At 56.2% G+C, this 16392-nt stretch carries 27 protein-coding genes; all 27 read left to right on the forward strand.

Features of this window, described 5'->3' with window-relative positions:
* A partial coding sequence (locus AC2FD8_RS18565; protein WP_480547327.1) for an EF-Tu C-terminal domain-related protein occupies positions 1-99 on the forward strand: 99 nt, incomplete at its 5' end.
* Positions 100-418: 319 nt separating this feature from the next.
* Positions 419-1177, forward strand: coding sequence for a lysophospholipid acyltransferase family protein (locus AC2FD8_RS18570; RefSeq protein WP_496858725.1), 759 nt, complete (start codon positions 419-421; stop codon positions 1175-1177).
* Positions 1178-1377: 200 nt separating this feature from the next.
* Positions 1378-1692 (forward strand): 30S ribosomal protein S10, encoded by a 315-nt coding sequence (gene rpsJ, locus AC2FD8_RS18575; protein ID WP_008756422.1) that lies wholly within the window; start codon positions 1378-1380, stop codon positions 1690-1692.
* An 18-nt stretch (positions 1693-1710) separates the two neighbouring features.
* A complete protein-coding gene (gene rplC / locus AC2FD8_RS18580) occupies positions 1711-2436 on the forward strand; it encodes a 50S ribosomal protein L3 (protein ID WP_496858723.1) in 726 nt (241 codons plus the stop codon).
* Positions 2433-3050 carry a 50S ribosomal protein L4 gene (gene rplD / locus AC2FD8_RS18585; protein WP_008756644.1) on the forward strand — a complete coding sequence of 206 codons (618 nt, stop codon included), beginning with the start codon at positions 2433-2435 and terminating at the stop codon, positions 3048-3050. Before rplC ends, rplD begins: the two co-directional genes overlap by 4 nt.
* On the forward strand, positions 3047-3343 hold the full coding sequence (locus AC2FD8_RS18590) for a 50S ribosomal protein L23 (RefSeq protein ID WP_008757532.1): 297 nt from the start codon (positions 3047-3049) through the stop codon (positions 3341-3343). Before rplD ends, AC2FD8_RS18590 begins: the two co-directional genes overlap by 4 nt.
* Before the next feature lie 167 nt (positions 3344-3510).
* Positions 3511-4545, forward strand: a complete 1035-nt coding sequence (locus tag AC2FD8_RS18595) for a fatty acid desaturase (protein ID WP_496858721.1) — start codon at positions 3511-3513, stop codon at positions 4543-4545.
* A 110-nt stretch (positions 4546-4655) separates the two neighbouring features.
* A complete protein-coding gene (locus AC2FD8_RS18600; protein WP_496858719.1) occupies positions 4656-4832 on the forward strand; it encodes a hypothetical protein in 177 nt (58 codons plus the stop codon).
* Between the two features lie 264 nt (positions 4833-5096).
* On the forward strand, positions 5097-6188 hold the full coding sequence (locus AC2FD8_RS18605; protein ID WP_496858717.1) for a hypothetical protein: 1092 nt from the start codon (positions 5097-5099) through the stop codon (positions 6186-6188).
* A 242-nt stretch (positions 6189-6430) separates the two neighbouring features.
* A complete protein-coding gene (gene rplB / locus AC2FD8_RS18610; protein ID WP_008757664.1) occupies positions 6431-7273 on the forward strand; it encodes a 50S ribosomal protein L2 in 843 nt (280 codons plus the stop codon).
* A 3-nt stretch (positions 7274-7276) separates the two neighbouring features.
* Positions 7277-7555 carry a 30S ribosomal protein S19 gene (gene rpsS / locus AC2FD8_RS18615; RefSeq protein ID WP_005980699.1) on the forward strand — a complete coding sequence of 93 codons (279 nt, stop codon included), beginning with the start codon at positions 7277-7279 and terminating at the stop codon, positions 7553-7555.
* A 3-nt stretch (positions 7556-7558) separates the two neighbouring features.
* Positions 7559-7939, forward strand: a complete 381-nt coding sequence (rplV, locus tag AC2FD8_RS18620) for a 50S ribosomal protein L22 (RefSeq protein ID WP_039538267.1) — start codon at positions 7559-7561, stop codon at positions 7937-7939.
* Complete coding sequence (rpsC, locus tag AC2FD8_RS18625) at positions 7939-8649, forward strand: 30S ribosomal protein S3 (protein ID WP_008758042.1); 711 nt, start codon at positions 7939-7941, stop codon at positions 8647-8649. Before rplV ends, rpsC begins: the two co-directional genes overlap by 1 nt.
* Positions 8650-8661: 12 nt before the next feature.
* Complete coding sequence (rplP, locus tag AC2FD8_RS18630) at positions 8662-9075, forward strand: 50S ribosomal protein L16 (protein WP_058283513.1); 414 nt, start codon at positions 8662-8664, stop codon at positions 9073-9075.
* 303 nt (positions 9076-9378) lie between these two features.
* Positions 9379-9843, forward strand: coding sequence for a CBS domain-containing protein (locus AC2FD8_RS18635; RefSeq protein ID WP_496874328.1), 465 nt, complete (start codon positions 9379-9381; stop codon positions 9841-9843).
* Positions 9844-9866: 23 nt separating this feature from the next.
* Positions 9867-11234, forward strand: a complete 1368-nt coding sequence (locus AC2FD8_RS18640; protein ID WP_496858714.1) for an ArsB/NhaD family transporter — start codon at positions 9867-9869, stop codon at positions 11232-11234.
* An 88-nt stretch (positions 11235-11322) separates the two neighbouring features.
* On the forward strand, positions 11323-11943 hold the full coding sequence (locus tag AC2FD8_RS18645; RefSeq protein WP_496858713.1) for a 2OG-Fe(II) oxygenase family protein: 621 nt from the start codon (positions 11323-11325) through the stop codon (positions 11941-11943).
* Between the two features lie 206 nt (positions 11944-12149).
* Complete coding sequence (locus tag AC2FD8_RS18650; RefSeq protein WP_010437077.1) at positions 12150-12356, forward strand: cold-shock protein; 207 nt, start codon at positions 12150-12152, stop codon at positions 12354-12356.
* Between the two features lie 601 nt (positions 12357-12957).
* Positions 12958-13164: a 50S ribosomal protein L29 gene (gene rpmC, locus AC2FD8_RS18655; protein ID WP_037311745.1), complete on the forward strand. Its 207-nt coding sequence runs from the start codon at positions 12958-12960 to the stop codon at positions 13162-13164.
* Positions 13165-13168: 4 nt separating this feature from the next.
* A complete protein-coding gene (gene rpsQ / locus AC2FD8_RS18660; RefSeq protein WP_085823139.1) occupies positions 13169-13399 on the forward strand; it encodes a 30S ribosomal protein S17 in 231 nt (76 codons plus the stop codon).
* Between the two features lie 76 nt (positions 13400-13475).
* Entirely contained in the window at positions 13476-13844 is a 369-nt protein-coding gene (gene rplN, locus AC2FD8_RS18665) for a 50S ribosomal protein L14 (protein WP_008757934.1), read from the forward strand.
* A 2-nt stretch (positions 13845-13846) separates the two neighbouring features.
* Complete coding sequence (rplX, locus tag AC2FD8_RS18670; protein WP_068340764.1) at positions 13847-14158, forward strand: 50S ribosomal protein L24; 312 nt, start codon at positions 13847-13849, stop codon at positions 14156-14158.
* The gene (rplE, locus tag AC2FD8_RS18675) at positions 14151-14711 is read left to right on the forward strand and encodes a 50S ribosomal protein L5 (protein WP_170574985.1); all 561 of its coding nucleotides are present in this window, start codon (positions 14151-14153) and stop codon (positions 14709-14711) included. The genes rplX and rplE overlap by 8 nt, the downstream gene beginning before the upstream one ends.
* A gap of 19 nt (positions 14712-14730) precedes the next feature.
* Positions 14731-15036 (forward strand): 30S ribosomal protein S14, encoded by a 306-nt coding sequence (rpsN, locus tag AC2FD8_RS18680; RefSeq protein WP_068340744.1) that lies wholly within the window; start codon positions 14731-14733, stop codon positions 15034-15036.
* Between the two features lie 13 nt (positions 15037-15049).
* A complete protein-coding gene (gene rpsH / locus AC2FD8_RS18685; RefSeq protein WP_008757119.1) occupies positions 15050-15442 on the forward strand; it encodes a 30S ribosomal protein S8 in 393 nt (130 codons plus the stop codon).
* A gap of 11 nt (positions 15443-15453) precedes the next feature.
* Positions 15454-15987: a 50S ribosomal protein L6 gene (rplF, locus tag AC2FD8_RS18690; RefSeq protein ID WP_480921794.1), complete on the forward strand. Its 534-nt coding sequence runs from the start codon at positions 15454-15456 to the stop codon at positions 15985-15987.
* A gap of 11 nt (positions 15988-15998) precedes the next feature.
* A complete protein-coding gene (rplR, locus tag AC2FD8_RS18695) occupies positions 15999-16358 on the forward strand; it encodes a 50S ribosomal protein L18 (RefSeq protein ID WP_010437103.1) in 360 nt (119 codons plus the stop codon).
* Positions 16359-16392: the final 34 nt, after the last annotated feature.

Consider the following 16392-nt stretch of genomic DNA (forward strand, 5'->3'; position numbering starts at 1 on the left):
CTGATCGCGCCCATCGCGATGGAGCAGGGCCTGCGCTTCGCCATCCGCGAAGGCGGCCGCACCGTCGGCGCCGGCGTCGTGTCGAAGATTACTGAATAATTCGCGCAAGTGAATGATCAGACAGAAAGGGCGTCCCGAGGGACGCCCTTTTTGTTTGAATTCAATAATCCCGAGACGCACAAAAAATAGTGTGTCGAAAATCACTGAGTAAGGCGGCTTTGCCGACTGGTTGCGGCAGGCGATTTTCCAACGGAAAATCTGCCGAGAGCAACTCGGGTGAACTAAAGAAGGCCGCTCCCTAGGGGGCGACCTTTTTCAATGGGGCCATTTCCCTAGCGTCACTTATCCATTGAATTGTCGCCAGGAATGGCGGATAGACGGCTAACCCCGGTGGGGCACGCTAAAGCGATGGACTTTCATGAACACTCAGACTTTGACCCGATCCACAGATCCGTGGGCGTTGCGTTTGTTAAAGCGCATATGTCTTGTTCTGTTCGGGCCGATCTATTTTCTGGTTATCGCAGTTGCGCCGGTTTTCTGTGGTAAACGAAAGGGCTTTCGCGGCTGGTATTGGCGAACAGTCAAACGTGCCTGTTCCCGTCTTCTCTGGCTCCTGAGCATCCGCGTCCACATATCACCCCAAGAGCAGGAGGCGATGGCATGTGACGCAAATAGCGTCATCGTCATCAACCATCGCTCTCATCTCGATGGTTTCACCCTGATGGACGCTATTCCGGATCAAAAATGGTTCACCTTCGCCGCAAAGAAGGAGCTTTTTCAATCGCCGCTGCTGCACACCGGGTTCACTGGAGCGGGTCTGGTCGAGATTGACCGAAAGAGCGGAAAAATTGCGATGGAGACCCTGAGCGCCGCCGTTCGCGAAATGCCCGCGCGCCGTTCCGTTGTTTTGTTTCCCGAAGGGACGCGCACGAAAGGCGAGAGCCTAGGAGAGTTCAGAGCCGGGGCAGTTGTTGTCGCCCGCGAAGCTGGTCGCTCCATCCGACCCATCGTAGTTCTCGATAGTGACAGCCTGTTGCCGCGCAGCCGGTTTTTCCCAAAAAGCGGTACGATCCGTATTCGGGTGCTGGAGCCATTTCACTGCGATCCGCATGCCAGTGTTGACGAGGATCTTGTCCGGCTTCGCAATGCGATGATGGCCGTGTTTGACCAAGGGTGATCGACGACACACGTTGATGACTCAACGGCACGAAGCAACGCGTGATTTCTTCTTGCCAGCCCCTCTGCGTGCCTGTATATCGCGCGAGTTCTCAATAAGAACATCAAGGCGGGGTGATTCCCGCCTTTTGGGTTCGAAGAGGGTTGGCGATGCGCGCTTGTCCTCCTCTCAACCTCAACGCCTGATAAAAGGCTGTATCTATGCAAAGCCAAAATATCCGTATTCGGCTGAAGGCATTTGACTATCGCGTTCTGGATGCCAGCACGCAAGAGATCGTCAACACTGCCAAGCGGACCGGCGCGAACGTGCGCGGCCCGATCCCGCTGCCGAACAAGATTGAGAAGTTCACGGTTCTCCGTGGCCCTCACGTTGACAAGAAATCCCGCGACCAGTTCGAGATCCGCACGCACAAGCGTCTTCTCGACATCGTTGATCCGACCCCCCAGACCGTTGACGCGCTGATGAAGCTCGACCTCGCTGCTGGTGTGGACGTCGAGATCAAGCTGCAGTCGTAAGATCGGAGGGTATAGATTATGCGCTCTGGTATTATCGCAAAAAAAGTTGGCATGACCCGCCTGTTCATGGAAGACGGCAAGCAGATCCCTGTGACCGTTCTTCACCTGGACAATCTGCAGGTTGTTGCACAGCGCACCGATGACAAAGACGGCTACACCGCCGTTCAGTTGGGTGCGGGTGCTGCCAAGGCAAAACGCACCTCGAAGGCCATGCGCGGCCACTATGCCGCTGCCAAGGTCGAGCCCAAGCGTAAGCTGGCCGAATTCCGCGTCTCTGCTGACGGCCTGATCGAAGTGGGTGCCGAGATTTCGGCAGAACACTTCCTGGAAGGTCAGAAGGTTGACGTTTCGGGCACCTCGATCGGTAAAGGCTTTGCCGGTGCAATGAAGCGCCACAACTTCGGTGGTCTGCGCGCTTCGCACGGTGTTTCGATCAGCCACCGTTCGCACGGTTCAACCGGTCAGTGTCAGGACCCGGGCAAGGTGTTCAAAGGCAAGAAGATGGCCGGTCACATGGGTGCTGCCCGTGTCACCACCCAGAACCTGGAAGTCGTCAAAACCGACGCCGACCGGAACCTGGTCTTCATCAAAGGCGCCGTTCCCGGACCGAAATCGGGCTGGGTCACCGTCAAGGACGCCGTCAAGAAGAAAGCACCCGAAGGTCTGCCTTTCCCGGCGGCCGTAAAAGGTGCTGCAACTGAAGCACCTGCGGAAGAAGCGCCCGCGGAAGGTGGTGAAGCATGAAACTTGATGTAATCAAACTGGACGGCGGCAAAGCCGGCGACATCGAGCTGAACGCCGATCTGTTCGGTCTCGAGCCGCGTGCGGACATCCTGCACCGTGTGGTCCGTTGGCAGCGCAACAACGCGCAGGCCGGCACCCACAAGGTCAAGACCCGCTCGGAAACCAGCTACTCGACCAAGAAGATCTATCGCCAGAAGGGCACCGGTGGCGCACGCCATGGTGACCGTAACGCGCCGATCTTCCGTGGTGGTGGTATCTACAAAGGCCCCGTCGTGCGTTCGCACGGCCACGACCTGCCCAAGAAGTTCCGCAAGCTTGGCCTGCGCCACGCTCTGTCGGCAAAAGCCAAGGCAGGTGAACTGGTCGTAATCGAGAACGCCGAAGCCGAAGGCAAGACCGCCGCCCTGGCCAAACAGGTTGCAAACCTGGGCTGGAAACGCGCTCTGGTCATCGACGGCGCGACCGTGAACGAAGGGTTCCTGAAAGCGTCCAAGAACATCGAAGGTCTGGATATCCTGCCGTCGATGGGCGCAAACGTCTATGACATCCTCAAGCGTGACACTCTGGTGCTCACCAAAGCGGCTGTCGAAGCACTGGAGGCTCGTCTGAAATGAGCGCGAAGGCAGAACACTACGACGTGATCCGCAAGCCGATCATTACCGAAAAGTCGACCATGGCGTCCGAAAACGGCGCGGTTGTCTTTGAAGTGGCGATCGACAGCAACAAGCCGCAGATCAAAGAGGCCGTTGAGGCGCTGTTTGGTGTGAAGGTCAAAGCGGTGAACACCACCGTGACCAAAGGCAAGGTCAAGCGGTTCCGCGGTCAGCTGGGCCGTCGGAAAGACGTCAAAAAAGCATATGTGACCCTGGAAGAGGGTAACACCATCGACGTGTCCACCGGTCTCTGATCGGGACGGTCTTTGGACAAACCATCAAGACCCCCGCGAAAGCGGGGGTTTTTCTTTGGCAGCGACACAAGAAATTGAGCGTAAAACAATCGTGTTTTGCACAAATCGCTTGCTAAGCGGGGTTGGTAGTCTATCCGGTCCCTACATAGAAAAGACATGGCAGGCGCATGACAGAACCCTATCTCTCGACCCGGAACAAGCCGGATGTGATCGCTGCGCGGGATTGGGTTACGACGCTTGCGAAATACCGTGAGCCGAACCAATGGCGCAGTTCCTTTGAGCTGGGTGTCAGCATTGTTCCCTTCTTCGCGCTTTGGGCGCTGTCCTGGATGTCGCTGTCGCTAAGCTATTGGTTGGCTTTTGCGATTTCTGTGCTTAACGCGGCCTTCCTGTTGCGACTGTTCGCAATTCAGCATGATTGCGGGCACGGGGCGTTCTTCAAGAACCGGGTGGTCAGCGATTGGGTTGGGCGCGTGATCGGCGTGCTGACCCTGACACCCTATGATGTCTGGCGCCGGACGCATTCCACGCATCACAACAGCTCTGGCAATCTGGACAAACGCGGTATGGGCGACATTCATACGCTGACGGTGGCCGAGTATCAGTCGAAATCGCCCATGAACCGGTTCTGGTATCGCGTGTACCGCCACCCGATCACCCTGTTCGGCTTTGGTCCCGGCTACCTGTTTCTGTTTCAGAACCGATTGCCACTTGGCCTGACAGGCCACCTGAAGTTCTGGATCAGCGCCATGGCCACCAATCTGGCGATACTACTGGCCCTGCTGGCCATATATTATTTTGGCGGGCTGATGCCGTTGCTGCTGATCTTCCTGCCGTCGACCCTTCTGGCTGCGACAGCAGGCGTCTGGTTGTTCTACGTGCAGCACCAGTTCGAAGAGACGCAGTGGGATCCCGACAAGGACTGGCAGCTGCACGAGGCCGCCCTGCATGGCAGTTCGCATTACATCCTGCCTTCGGTGTTGCAGTGGTTCAGCGCCAATATCGGCATCCACCACGTACACCACCTGTACAGCCGCATCCCGTTCTATCGCCTGACCGAAGTGCTGCGCGATCATGATGAGCTGGAAAACAGCAACCAGATGACCATCCGCGAAAGCCTTGCCAACGCGCGCCTGCACCTGTGGGATGAGAAAAGTCGTCGTCTGCTGTCCTTCGCCGAGGCCCGTGCGCTGTATGGTTGAGGGGTTCGGCCAGAGGTTTTGAACGCCACCCGGACAATTTCGGGACTGTATCAAGTTTGCCTGCGTTGCTGCCGTTGCCCCGTGCGTGTGATGCGGATAGGGTCAGCGCCATGAAACATGTCCCCAAAGAAACGACAGATGAGGCCCTTATTCAGGAGTACCTGGATAAAGGCGGCAAAGTCAGCATTGGCAAAACCAAACCCGCGCCGGCTGAGCTGGGCCTGAGCAAGAATGTCTGGAACGCCAAGCTGACCAAGGAAGAGAAGGCCGCGCGCGACAAGAAGTGATCGTGCGAGGCCGGTTGGGCAAACGGAAAGACGTCAAGGTTACATTGTTTCCCTGGAAGTGGGGAGAGCCATTGATGTGTCCACTGGTCGCTGATCGGACCCGTCTTTGGAGAGAAACAATGGCCCCCCGCGGAAGCGCTTTTTTTAGGCGAGTAGCTAGTTCCCGGATCTCTTGCCACATCGATTTTCTGCTAAGGTACATAAAATGGTAGAAGTCATTTAGAAGCAATTGACAAAAAAAGTCTGATCGATGCAGGTTCGATTTTGACTAGCTTGGGAGTATCAATTGTGAAGCCTTTTTTCTCCACTTTCGCCGCAGCGATTTTCTTTTTTTCGAATCTTGTTCAAGCGGAGACAACTGACACCAAGTACATCAATGGGTTTCTTGCTGAAATTGAGAATGCATTCGAGTACTGGTACAACGACGATATCGATTTTTCATCCGCAGAATATTACATCGAAAATGACTTGTTGCCGACCGACTACGACTGGGAAAGTGTTTTTGTGTTGGCTTCGCATGCTCGTCGAAACCCCAATGTTTCATCCGGCAGGCCAACTGAGAGTTCGTTCTTCAAACGTGGCCCTGAGGCATACAGACTTTTGTCCAAGATCAGGCCGTTGGACCTTTCGAGAGCTGATCTTCTTTGCCTGACAAGATCTAGGGGACGAACGACTGATAGCGGCCATATACCACTCACAGTGGAGAGCATGGGCGGGTTCAACAAAAGCTGTACGATACTGGATGTCTCGTACAGGGGCATAACGTTTAAGGATGATTTGCTCTGGTTGAAAAAAATTGGCGCTCAGCTAAACGGCAATGGCAACAATGCCGTTGATTCTGGGCTGGTTCCTTTGATTGTTCTCCATACCATCGTTCCTTATGAAGTCAAAGCCAATGGTTCACGAGAAATAAACAAAGTGTTTTTACACTTTGTCGGCAGTGCAGTCGAGTTTGATGTCACGTACTCGCATTCTTTTAATGGGCACATTCCGAGAGGTATACAATCTGTTACCAAATCGCCAAGCGGATATGACTACTCTGATCATCTTACATCTAGAATAGACTTTGGAGGAGACGGGGGTCTTCTCTGGGCTTACTGTGAAATCGCCAACTCCGATAAGTTCGCGGAGTACTCGCCAAACTTTCCTCTTTTGACGTACTTCTTTGAAAACGACGCCGGTTTTTCTCGCGTCATTCTTGACGGTATGAGCGCTCACGTTAGCCATCCATGCTATAGGATGATCAAGCGTTTTGCCCAAAAAGAAGGAGAGATTGAGGCGCTAAGAGATAGCGCGTTGACCTCAGGAAATATCGCTTTCCTAAAGGCTTTTGATGAGAGCTTTCCGGTCAACTGACGGATTTTGATCCGCGGGGGTAAGTAGTTGGATTAAACCATTGTGGAGTCAGGCCCAGAGTTTCCTATAGACACCCACCCCCAACACGGCTATACGCACCCAATCTTGCGGCCTCGGATTCGTTCCGGGGCCTCTGATATTTGTAACCGGGGACCTTCGGGGCCCTATACCCTTGGCACCTACGGGGGCCTATCACATAGCAGGGAAACCCCCCTGCACTTGCTAAACGGAAGACAGAAAGCATGGCACTCAAGTCGTACAAGCCGACGACGCCGGGCCAGCGCGGGCTGGTGCTGATCGACCGTTCGGAGCTTTGGAAAGGACGTCCGGTCAAGTCTCTCACTGAGGGTTTGACCAAATCGGGCGGCCGGAACAACACCGGACGGATCACTTCACGCCGCCGCGGCGGTGGCGCAAAGCGTCTCTACCGGATCGTTGACTTCAAACGGAACAAATTTGATGTCGCGGCAACCGTCGAACGGATCGAATATGACCCGAACCGGACCGCATTCATCGCACTGGTAAAATACGAAGACGGCGAGCAGGCATATATCCTGGCTCCGCAGCGTCTGGCTGTTGGTGACAAAGTCGTGGCATCCGCCAAGGCCGACATCAAGCCGGGCAACGCAATGCCGTTCTCGGGCATGCCTATCGGTACCATCGTCCACAACATCGAGATGAAGCCTGGTAAAGGTGGTCAGATCGCGCGTGCGGCCGGTACTTACGCTCAGTTCGTTGGTCGCGATGGCGGCTACGCTCAGATCCGTCTGAGCTCGGGCGAGCTTCGCATGGTCCGTCAGGAATGCATGGCCACCGTTGGTGCCGTGTCCAACCCCGACAACAGCAACCAGAACCTCGGTAAAGCCGGTCGTATGCGCCACAAGGGCGTGCGTCCGTCGGTTCGTGGTGTTGCAATGAACCCGATCGATCACCCGCACGGTGGTGGTGAAGGTCGTACCTCGGGTGGCCGTACACCGGTTACACCGTGGGGTAAGGACACCAAGGGTAAGCGTACCCGCAACAAGAACAAAGCGTCCCAGAAGCTGATCATCCGCTCGCGGCACGCCAAGAAGAAGGGACGTTAATCCATGTCTCGCTCTGTTTGGAAGGGTCCTTTCGTCGATGCTTACGTGCTGAAAAAAGCCGAAGCAGCGCGCGAGTCGGGCCGCAACGAAGTCATCAAGATCTGGTCGCGTCGTTCCACCATTCTGCCCCAGTTTGTGGGTCTGACCTTTGGTGTGTACAACGGCCAGAAGCATATCCCCGTCAACGTCTCGGAAGACATGATTGGTCAGAAGTTCGGTGAATACTCGCCGACCCGCACCTATTATGGCCACGCCGCTGACAAAAAAGCGAAGCGGAAGTAAGTCATGGGCAAGGAAAAGAACCCCCGCCGCGTGGCTGAAAACGAAGCAATGGCGAAAACGCGCATGCTCCGTACCAGCCCGCAGAAACTGAACCTGGTTGCGCAAATGATCCGCGGCAAGAAAGTTGAGAAGGCTCTGACCGACCTGACTTTCAGCAACAAGCGTGTCGCGCAGGACGTCAAAAAGTGCCTGCAGTCTGCAATCGCGAATGCCGAAAACAACCACAACCTGGACGTTGACGAGCTGATCGTCGCTGAAGCATGGGTTGGCAAGAACCTGGTCATGAAACGTGGACGTCCGCGTGCCCGTGGCCGTTTCGGCAAAATCATGAAGCCGTTCTCGGAGATCACCATCAAGGTGCGTCAAGTTGAGGAGCAAGCCTAATGGGACATAAAGTCAATCCGATCGGCATGCGCCTTCAGGTCAACCGCACCTGGGACAGCCGCTGGTACGCCGATACCAAGGACTACGGTGATCTTCTGCTGGAAGACCTCAAGATCCGTGAGTTCATCAACAAAGAGTGCAAGCAGGCCGGTGTTGCCCGTGTGATCATCGAACGTCCGCACAAGAAGTGCCGCGTTACGATCCACACAGCACGTCCCGGTGTCATCATCGGCAAGAAAGGTGCAGACATCGAAGTTCTGCGCAAAAAGCTTGCTCGCATGACCGACAGCGAACTGCACCTGAACATCGTCGAAGTGCGCAAGCCCGAGCTTGACGCGCAGCTGGTTGCCGAGTCCATCGCTCAGCAGCTGGAACGTCGTGTTTCGTTCCGTCGCGCAATGAAGCGGTCGGTTCAGAACGCCATGCGTATGGGCGCCCTGGGTATCCGGGTGAACGTCGCTGGTCGTCTGGGCGGCGCCGAAATCGCACGGACCGAGTGGTACCGCGAAGGCCGCGTGCCTCTGCACACACTGCGCGCCGACATCGATTACGCACATGCCGAAGCGATGACCCCCTACGGGATCATCGGGATCAAGGTCTGGATCTTCAAAGGTGAGATCATGGAGCACGATCCGCAGGCACGTGACCGTAAAGCACAGGAACTCCAGGACGGCCCTGCACCTCGTGGTGCTGGTGGCGGTCGTCGCTAAGGAGGGAAAGATATGCTTCAACCAAAGCGTACTAAATTCCGCAAGATGCACAAAGGCCGGATCAAGGGCCTCGCCAAAGGCGGCTCTGATCTGAACTTTGGCACCTACGGCCTGAAAGCTCTTGAGCCTGAGCGTGTGACTGCACGCCAGATCGAAGCTGCACGTCGTGCCATGACGCGTCACATGAAGCGTCAGGGTCGTGTTTGGATCCGCATCTTCCCCGACACTCCGGTCACGGCCAAGCCGATCGAAGTTCGTATGGGTAAAGGTAAAGGTTCGGTCGACCGCTGGGCATGCAAAGTCAAGCCTGGCCGCGTGATGTTCGAGATCGACGGCGTCAATGACGACATCGCCCGCGAGGCCCTGCGCCTGGCTGCGATGAAGCTGCCGATCAAGACCCGCGTCGTGGTTCGCGAAGACTGGTAAGCAGTCCGGGGAAACCCGAACAGCATTGCCCCCGCCGAGACATCGGTGGGGGCTTTTTCGTTTTGCGGGTTCCTCGTCCGCGATAGTTGCACTTTTCGCTATTTCAATAGCGGCAATGCAAAAAATGCGAGGCTCAGGGGTGGCATATTCCCTCATCTGGTGAAAGAAGCGGCCGCAAACCTGTTCCTGATCAGAGCTGGGGTTGATCGACCTCATGGAAGGGTTTGACCACTAGTCAAGGCTTAGCTCTGAAACCGCGCTGAAGAACCGAGGACACTTATGGGCCTTACCTGCAGGGACGTCATGGTCCCCCCTGAAAAACAGATGACAATTCACCCCGATGACACAGTCGCCAAGGCGTTTGAGATCATCCGCGACAGCCGCGCCCGGTTCTTGCCGGTGGTGGGGGACGACGGTAGCTTCCAAGGCGTTTTCACCGCGCCCACGCTGATAAAGATGATCCTGCCGAGCGCGGCCCGTATTGGCGTCAGCGATGAGACGTCGCGCGTTGCGATCAGCCATCTCAGCTTTATGGATCTGACCAAGGAAGACATCAGCGAACAGATCAAGCGCCTGCACGAAGAGCGGGTCGGAGATCACATGTCGAACCCGGCCAACATCCCGGTTCTCGCACCCGATACACCGGTGATGGAAGGCATCTTCCTGATCCACAAATTCAAACGCCACGTTTTCCTCGTGGAACCCGAGACCAATCTGTTCGTTGGCTCTGTCAGCCCGAACTCGTTGATTGATCACGCGCTGACCTAACCCCTAAAGACCGGATCAGAACATTGACCGACCATTCCGTTTCGCATGGAGAACAGGCGTTCTCCGTTCCTCAACTGTTGGGGATTGACCCTCTATGGGTCGCCACTGGCATCCTGATTGCAGTCTATGCCGTCCTGGTGACCGAAAAAGTGAACCGCGCCATTCTGGCCATGCTGGGGGCGTCTCTGATGGTGCTGTTTGGCATAATCAACCAGCAACAGGCCGTCGCGGGCGTTGATGCCAACACATTGGCGCTGCTGATCGGCATGATGGTGATCGTTGGGATCACCAGTAAATGCGGGTTGTTCCAATTCGTCGCCATCAAGGCCGCAAAGGTGGTCAAGGCCAATCCGACCGGTATCCTGATCATGCTGACGCTGATCACGGCGGTGTTCTCTGCTTTGCTGGATAACGTGACCACCGTTCTGCTGATCGCGCCGATCACCTTGCTGATCACCGATGCGCTTGAGACGCGCGTGTATCCGTTCTTCTTTGCCGAAATTCTGGCCTCGAACGTCGGCGGTACGGCCACTTTGATTGGTGACCCGCCGAACATCATCATCGGCTCGGCTGCGGGTCTCAGCTTCAATGACTTTGTAGTCAATCTGGCGCCGATCTCGGCCATCTGTCTGGTGGTTCTGACCGGCATTATCTACCTGATGAACCGTCGTACACTGGCCGCCATTCCCCAATCGGCCTGCGAAAAGATCATGCGTTTCAATGAAAACGAAGCGATCACCGATTTTGGCCTGATGTTCAAATCCCTGTCGGTTCTGGCGCTGACGCTGCTTGGCTTCACGCTCGGCCATGGCTACGGTATCCAGCCGGGCACCTCGGCGCTGGCCGGTGCTGCGCTGTTGATGCTGCTGGCCTACGGGCACCAGCACGGAGAAGAACAGTCCGAATCCGTTCACCACATCTTTGGCGAGGTTGAGTGGATCACGATCTTCTTCTTCGGAGGTCTGTTCGTCATCGTTGCAGGCGTCGAGCATGTCGGCCTGCTTGAATTCTTCGGTGAGAAAGTGCTGGAACTGACCGAAGGCGACATGATGTGGACCGCGTTCTTCATCTTCTGGGCTTCGGGCATCCTGTCCGCCATTCTGGACAACATCCCCTTTGTGGCCACGATGATCCCGCTGATCGAGTCCACAGCTGACACTTTCGGCGGGCCTGACGCGATCGAGCCGCTGTGGTGGTCGCTGGCTTTGGGCGCCTGTCTGGGCGGCAACGGGACCTTGCTGGGCGCCAGCGCCAACCTGACGGTTGCGGCCTTTGCCGAAAAGGCCAAGCAGCCGATTGGCTTCGTCAAGTTCGCGCTTATGGCGTTCCCGATCATGATCCTGACCCTGATGATCGCCAACGTCTACCTCTGGCTGCGCTACTTCTACTAAAGCGCCAGGCGACAAGTCGCACCCGAGCAGCCGCTTTTCTGAGGCGGCTGCTCTCGCCCTTGTGCCCGGGCTGGGATATAGGCGGGGCATGGCACAGATTGAATCACTCTTCGTTACCCGTCTCTATCGCGCAGCATTGTCCGAGTTCGATCCCAAGATCGACGCGGGCGAGCTGGAAAACTCCTGTCTTGTTATCGCCGAGGATGACGAGGCCGGGCAGGAATGGTGTGAGGAAAACGGCTATCCCGGCTATACCAGCTATGCCTCGCTGACCGATCTGCCCTGGCGCTTCCCGATCTTTGCCGATCTGGTGACGGCGCTGGACAGCCACGTCGCAGCCTTTGCCAAAGATCTTGAGTTTGATCTGGGCGAGGGAGAGCTGAAGCTGGAAGACCTTTGGATCAACATCCTGCCCGAGGGCGGGATGCACTCCAGCCACCTGCATCCGCACAGCGTCATTTCCGGCACGACTTATGTGGCGATGCCCGAAGGGGCGAGCGCGCTGAAACTTGAGGACCCCCGCTCAGGCCGCATGATGGCCGCGCCGACGCGACTGAAAGGCGGACGGCGGGATTTGCAGCCGTTCATCTATATGAGGCCGCAGGTGGGTGATGTCCTGCTGTGGGAAAGCTGGCTGCGCCATGAGGTGCCGATGAACATGGCTGAGGATGAGCGGATTTCGGTGAGTTTCAATTACAAATGGGACTGACGCTGGGCGGATAAATGCGATCACGCTTTTCCGCAGGTGTGGAATAAGCCTTGCAATGTATCGTGGAATGCCCCATGTGAGCCACGCATACGTTTTTCTTTTTCGACCACTGTCTCCCGATTTTCGGCGTTCAGTCTCTCGATCCAGACCGACAACGCCGCGCTGTCGCAATTCCGCGGATGGCAATTTATTAGGAGACTACGGATATGGCCAATGGCACCGTAAAATGGTTCAACACAACTAAAGGTTTTGGCTTCATCGCACCGGAGACCGGTGGCAAAGACGTGTTTGTACACATCTCTGCTGTCGAGCGTTCGGGTCTGACCGGCCTGGCCGACGACCAGAAAGTAACATTCGACATCGAGCCCGGCCGTGACGGTCGCGAGTCGGCTGTGAACATCGCTCTGGCGTAAGTCACTCAGACTTAGACAGTTGCAGACGCGGTCTCGTGCAAACGAGGCCGCGTTTTGCGTTTTGTAAGCTAGGGAAAGTCGTTGTAATGATTGGTCTTGCTAGGAGGTACCGTGAACATGGCCGAGGACGGACGGATCAGTGTTGGCTCTAACTATGAGCGGGATTAATCCCTGCCTCAAATACGCTGTCGAGGTCTCAACACCTGTTCTTTGGGGTGGAGTTGCATTGCTAGTCCTTGTGACATTTCGTCGAACAGGTTGGAGCTTTCGTGAGACCCTAATGGAAATCCTTGGGTTTCGTGGTTGGCACAGCAAAACGGTTGCAGAACTATTGATTATGATGGCTACTTTGGGCGCAGTGTTTTTTGTTGTGTTTCAGACATTGGAAGCGTGCAAGCTGACTTGAATGCGAATTGACTCCCTAGGCTTCCCCGAACCGGCCCCAAACTTCCTCTTGCCACCCATCCACTAACCCCCTATAGAGCGGCATCTTGCGATCACCCGGCGTAGTCGGGCGATTCGTATGTCTATCATTCATCCACCAGGTCAAAGGTGACCCGTGTACGGGGCCTTCTGGTGTTTTGAGCAAAGGAAAAAGGCGATGAACGCCCAAGAACTGCGTGACAAGACCCCGGACCAGCTCCGCGAGGAACTGGCCAACCTGAAGAAAGAAAGCTTTAACCTGCGCTTTCAACAGGCAACCGGTCAGCTGGAAAGCACCGCCGGCATCAAAGCGGCCCGCCGCAACGCTGCCCGCGTTAAAACCATCCTGAACGAAAAGGCCGCTGCCGCGGCATCCGAGGAGTAATCAGATGCCCAAGCGTATCCTGTCCGGCACCGTAACCAGCGACGCAAACGAGCAGACCGTAACCGTTTCGGTTGAACGTCGCTTCAAGCACCCGCTGCTGCACAAAACCGTTCGTAAGTCCAAGAAATACCGGGCTCATGACGAAAAGAACGCCTTCAAGGTCGGCGACACTGTACGCATCATCGAATGCGCGCCGAAATCGAAGACGAAACGTTGGGAAGTTCTGGAAGCGTAAGCCTCCGGGATTTTCCCATTTGTCGAAACCCTGGGGGATCTAACCAGACCAGCCCCCACAGGTCGGGAGAAACCACATGATCCAGATGCAGACCAATCTGGATGTCGCTGACAACTCCGGCGCACGCCGAGTTCAGTGCATCAAGGTCCTGGGTGGTTCCAAGCGTAAATACGCCTCCGTCGGCGACATCATTGTCGTCTCGGTGAAGGAAGCCATTCCGCGCGGCCGCGTAAAGAAAGGTGACGTCCGTAAGGCCGTCGTTGTACGCACCGCCAAGGAAGTCCGTCGCGAAGACGGCACCGCGATCCGTTTCGATCGCAACGCCGCCGTCATCCTGAACAACAACAACGAGCCCGTAGGTACCCGTATCTTTGGCCCCGTTGTTCGCGAACTGCGCGGCAAGAACTTCATGAAAATCATCTCGCTGGCTCCGGAGGTGCTGTAATCATGGCTGCTAAACTCCGCAAAGGCGACAAGGTCGTCGTGCTGGCCGGCAAGGACAAGGGCAAAGAGGGAACCATTTCCTCGGTTGACCCGAAAGCCGGTAAAGCTGTTGTCGAAGGCATCAACATTGCCATCCGTCACACACGTCAGTCGCAAACCTCGCAAGGTGGTCGCCTGCCTCAGGCAAACCCGATCGAGCTGTCGAACCTGGCGCTGCTGGACAAGAACGGTAAAGCAACCCGCGTTGGCTTCCGCATGGAAGGTGACAAGAAGGTTCGCTTCGCCAAGACCACAGGGGACGTGATCGATGCTTGATTCCGCAACCTACACCCCGCGTTTGAAAGCTCAGTACGCTGAAACCATCCGGGCCGCTCTGAAGGAAGAGTTCGGCTACAAGAACGACATGCAGCTGCCCAAGCTGGAAAAAATCGTTCTGAACATCGGTTGTGGTGCTGAGGCGGTCAAAGACTCGAAAAAGGCGAAAGCTGCTGTCGAAGATCTGACTGCGATTGCTGGTCAAAAGGCCGTTGCAACCAAGGCGAAGAAGTCGATCGCGGGTTTCCGCGTCCGTGAAGATATGCCGCTGGGTGCGAAAGTGACCCTGCGCGGTGACCGGATGTACGAATTCCTGGATCGCCTGATCACCATCGCGCTGCCGCGCGTTCGTGACTTCCGCGGTGTTAAGCCTTCTTTCGATGGTCAGGGCAACTTTGCCATGGGCATGAAAGAACACATCGTGTTCCCGGAAATCGACTTCGACAAGGTCGACGAGGTCTGGGGCCTGGATATCGTAATTGCCACCACAGCGAAAACCGACGCTGAAGCGAAAAGCCTGTTGAAAGCGTTCAACATGCCGTTCAACGCGTAAGCGCCGGGAGGATTGAGACATGGCTAAGAAAGCAATGATCGAACGCGAAAAGAAGCGCGAACGCCTGGTGGCCAAATATGCCGCAAAGCGTGCCGAGCTGAAAGAAATCGCGAATGACGAGAGCCGCCCGATGGAAGAGCGTTTCAAAGCGCGTCTGAAACTGGCGAAACTGCCGCGCAACAGCTCGGCTACCCGTCTGCACAACCGTTGTCAGCTGACCGGTCGTCCCCACGCTTACTACCGTAAGCTGAAGGTCAGCCGTATCGCGCTGCGCGAGCTGGGTTCTGCTGGTCAGATCCCCGGCATGGTGAAATCGAGCTGGTAAGGGAGACATAGATATGAACGATCCTATCGGCGATATGCTCACCCGTATCCGCAACGCGCAAATGCGCGGCAAGTCCACCGTTTCCACCCCGGCTTCCAAGCTGCGCGGCTGGGTTCTGGACGTGCTGGCGGACGAAGGTTATATCCGTGGCTATGAAGCGACGACCGGTGAAAACGGTCATCCGGCCATCGAAATCAGCCTGAAATACTACGAAGGCACCCCTGTCATTCGCGAACTGAAGCGGGTTTCCAAGCCCGGTCGCCGCGTATACATGGGCGTCAATGACATCCCGCAGGTCCGTCAGGGTCTGGGCGTGTCGATTGTCAGCACTCCGAAAGGTGTGATGTCGGACCAGAACGCGCGCTCCAACAATGTTGGTGGCGAAGTGCTCTGCACCGTCTTCTAAGGAGGTCTGCAATGTCTCGTATTGGTAAAAAACCGGTCGAGCTGCCCAGCGGCGTTACTGCTGCTGTGTCGGGTCAGACCATCGAAGTTAAAGGTCCGAAAGGCACCCGCAGCTTCACCGCAACTGATGACGTAACGCTGTCGGTTGAAGACAACGTTGTGCAAATCAACCCTCGTGGGATGTCCAAGCGCGCACGCCAGCAGTGGGGCATGAGCCGCACTATGGTTGCCAATCTTGTTGAAGGCGTCACCAACGGCTTCAAAAAAGAGCTGGAGATCCAGGGTGTTGGTTACCGGGCTCAGATGCAGGGCAACACCCTGAAGCTGAACCTGGGCTACAGCCACGATGTTGATTTCACCGCTCCGGAAGGTGTCACCATCACCGCGCCGAAGCAGACCGAGATCGTTGTGGAAGGTATCGACCAGCAGCAGGTGGGCGAAGTCGCGGCCAAAATCCGCGAATGGCGCCGTCCCGAGCCCTATAAGGGCAAAGGCATCCGCTATAAGGGCGAGTTCATCTTCCGCAAGGAAGGCAAGAAGAAGTAAGGACGCAAACAATGGCAAACAGCAAAAGAACCCTGTTTCTGAAGCGCCGCCTGCGCGTTCGGAACAAACTTCGCAAGGTCAACGCGGGTCGCCCGCGTCTGTCCGTACACCGTTCGAACAAGAACATTTCTGTTCAGCTGATCGACGATGTACGTGGCGTGACCCTGGCCTCGGCCTCGACCCTGGAAAAAGATCTGGGTGTTGTTGGCAAGAACAACGTCGAAGCGGCCACCAAAGTGGGCGCGGCCATCGCCGAGCGTGCCAAGAAGGCAGGCGTCGAAGAGGCCTATTTCGATCGCGGTGGCTTCCTGTTCCACGGCAAGGTGAAGGCAGTAGCCGACGCCGCGCGTGAAGGTGGTCTGAAGATCTAAGACTTGCGGGCGGGTTTCGATCCGCCCCGATGAT

The sequence above is a fragment of the Ruegeria sp. YTSC192 genome (assembly GCF_059609705.1).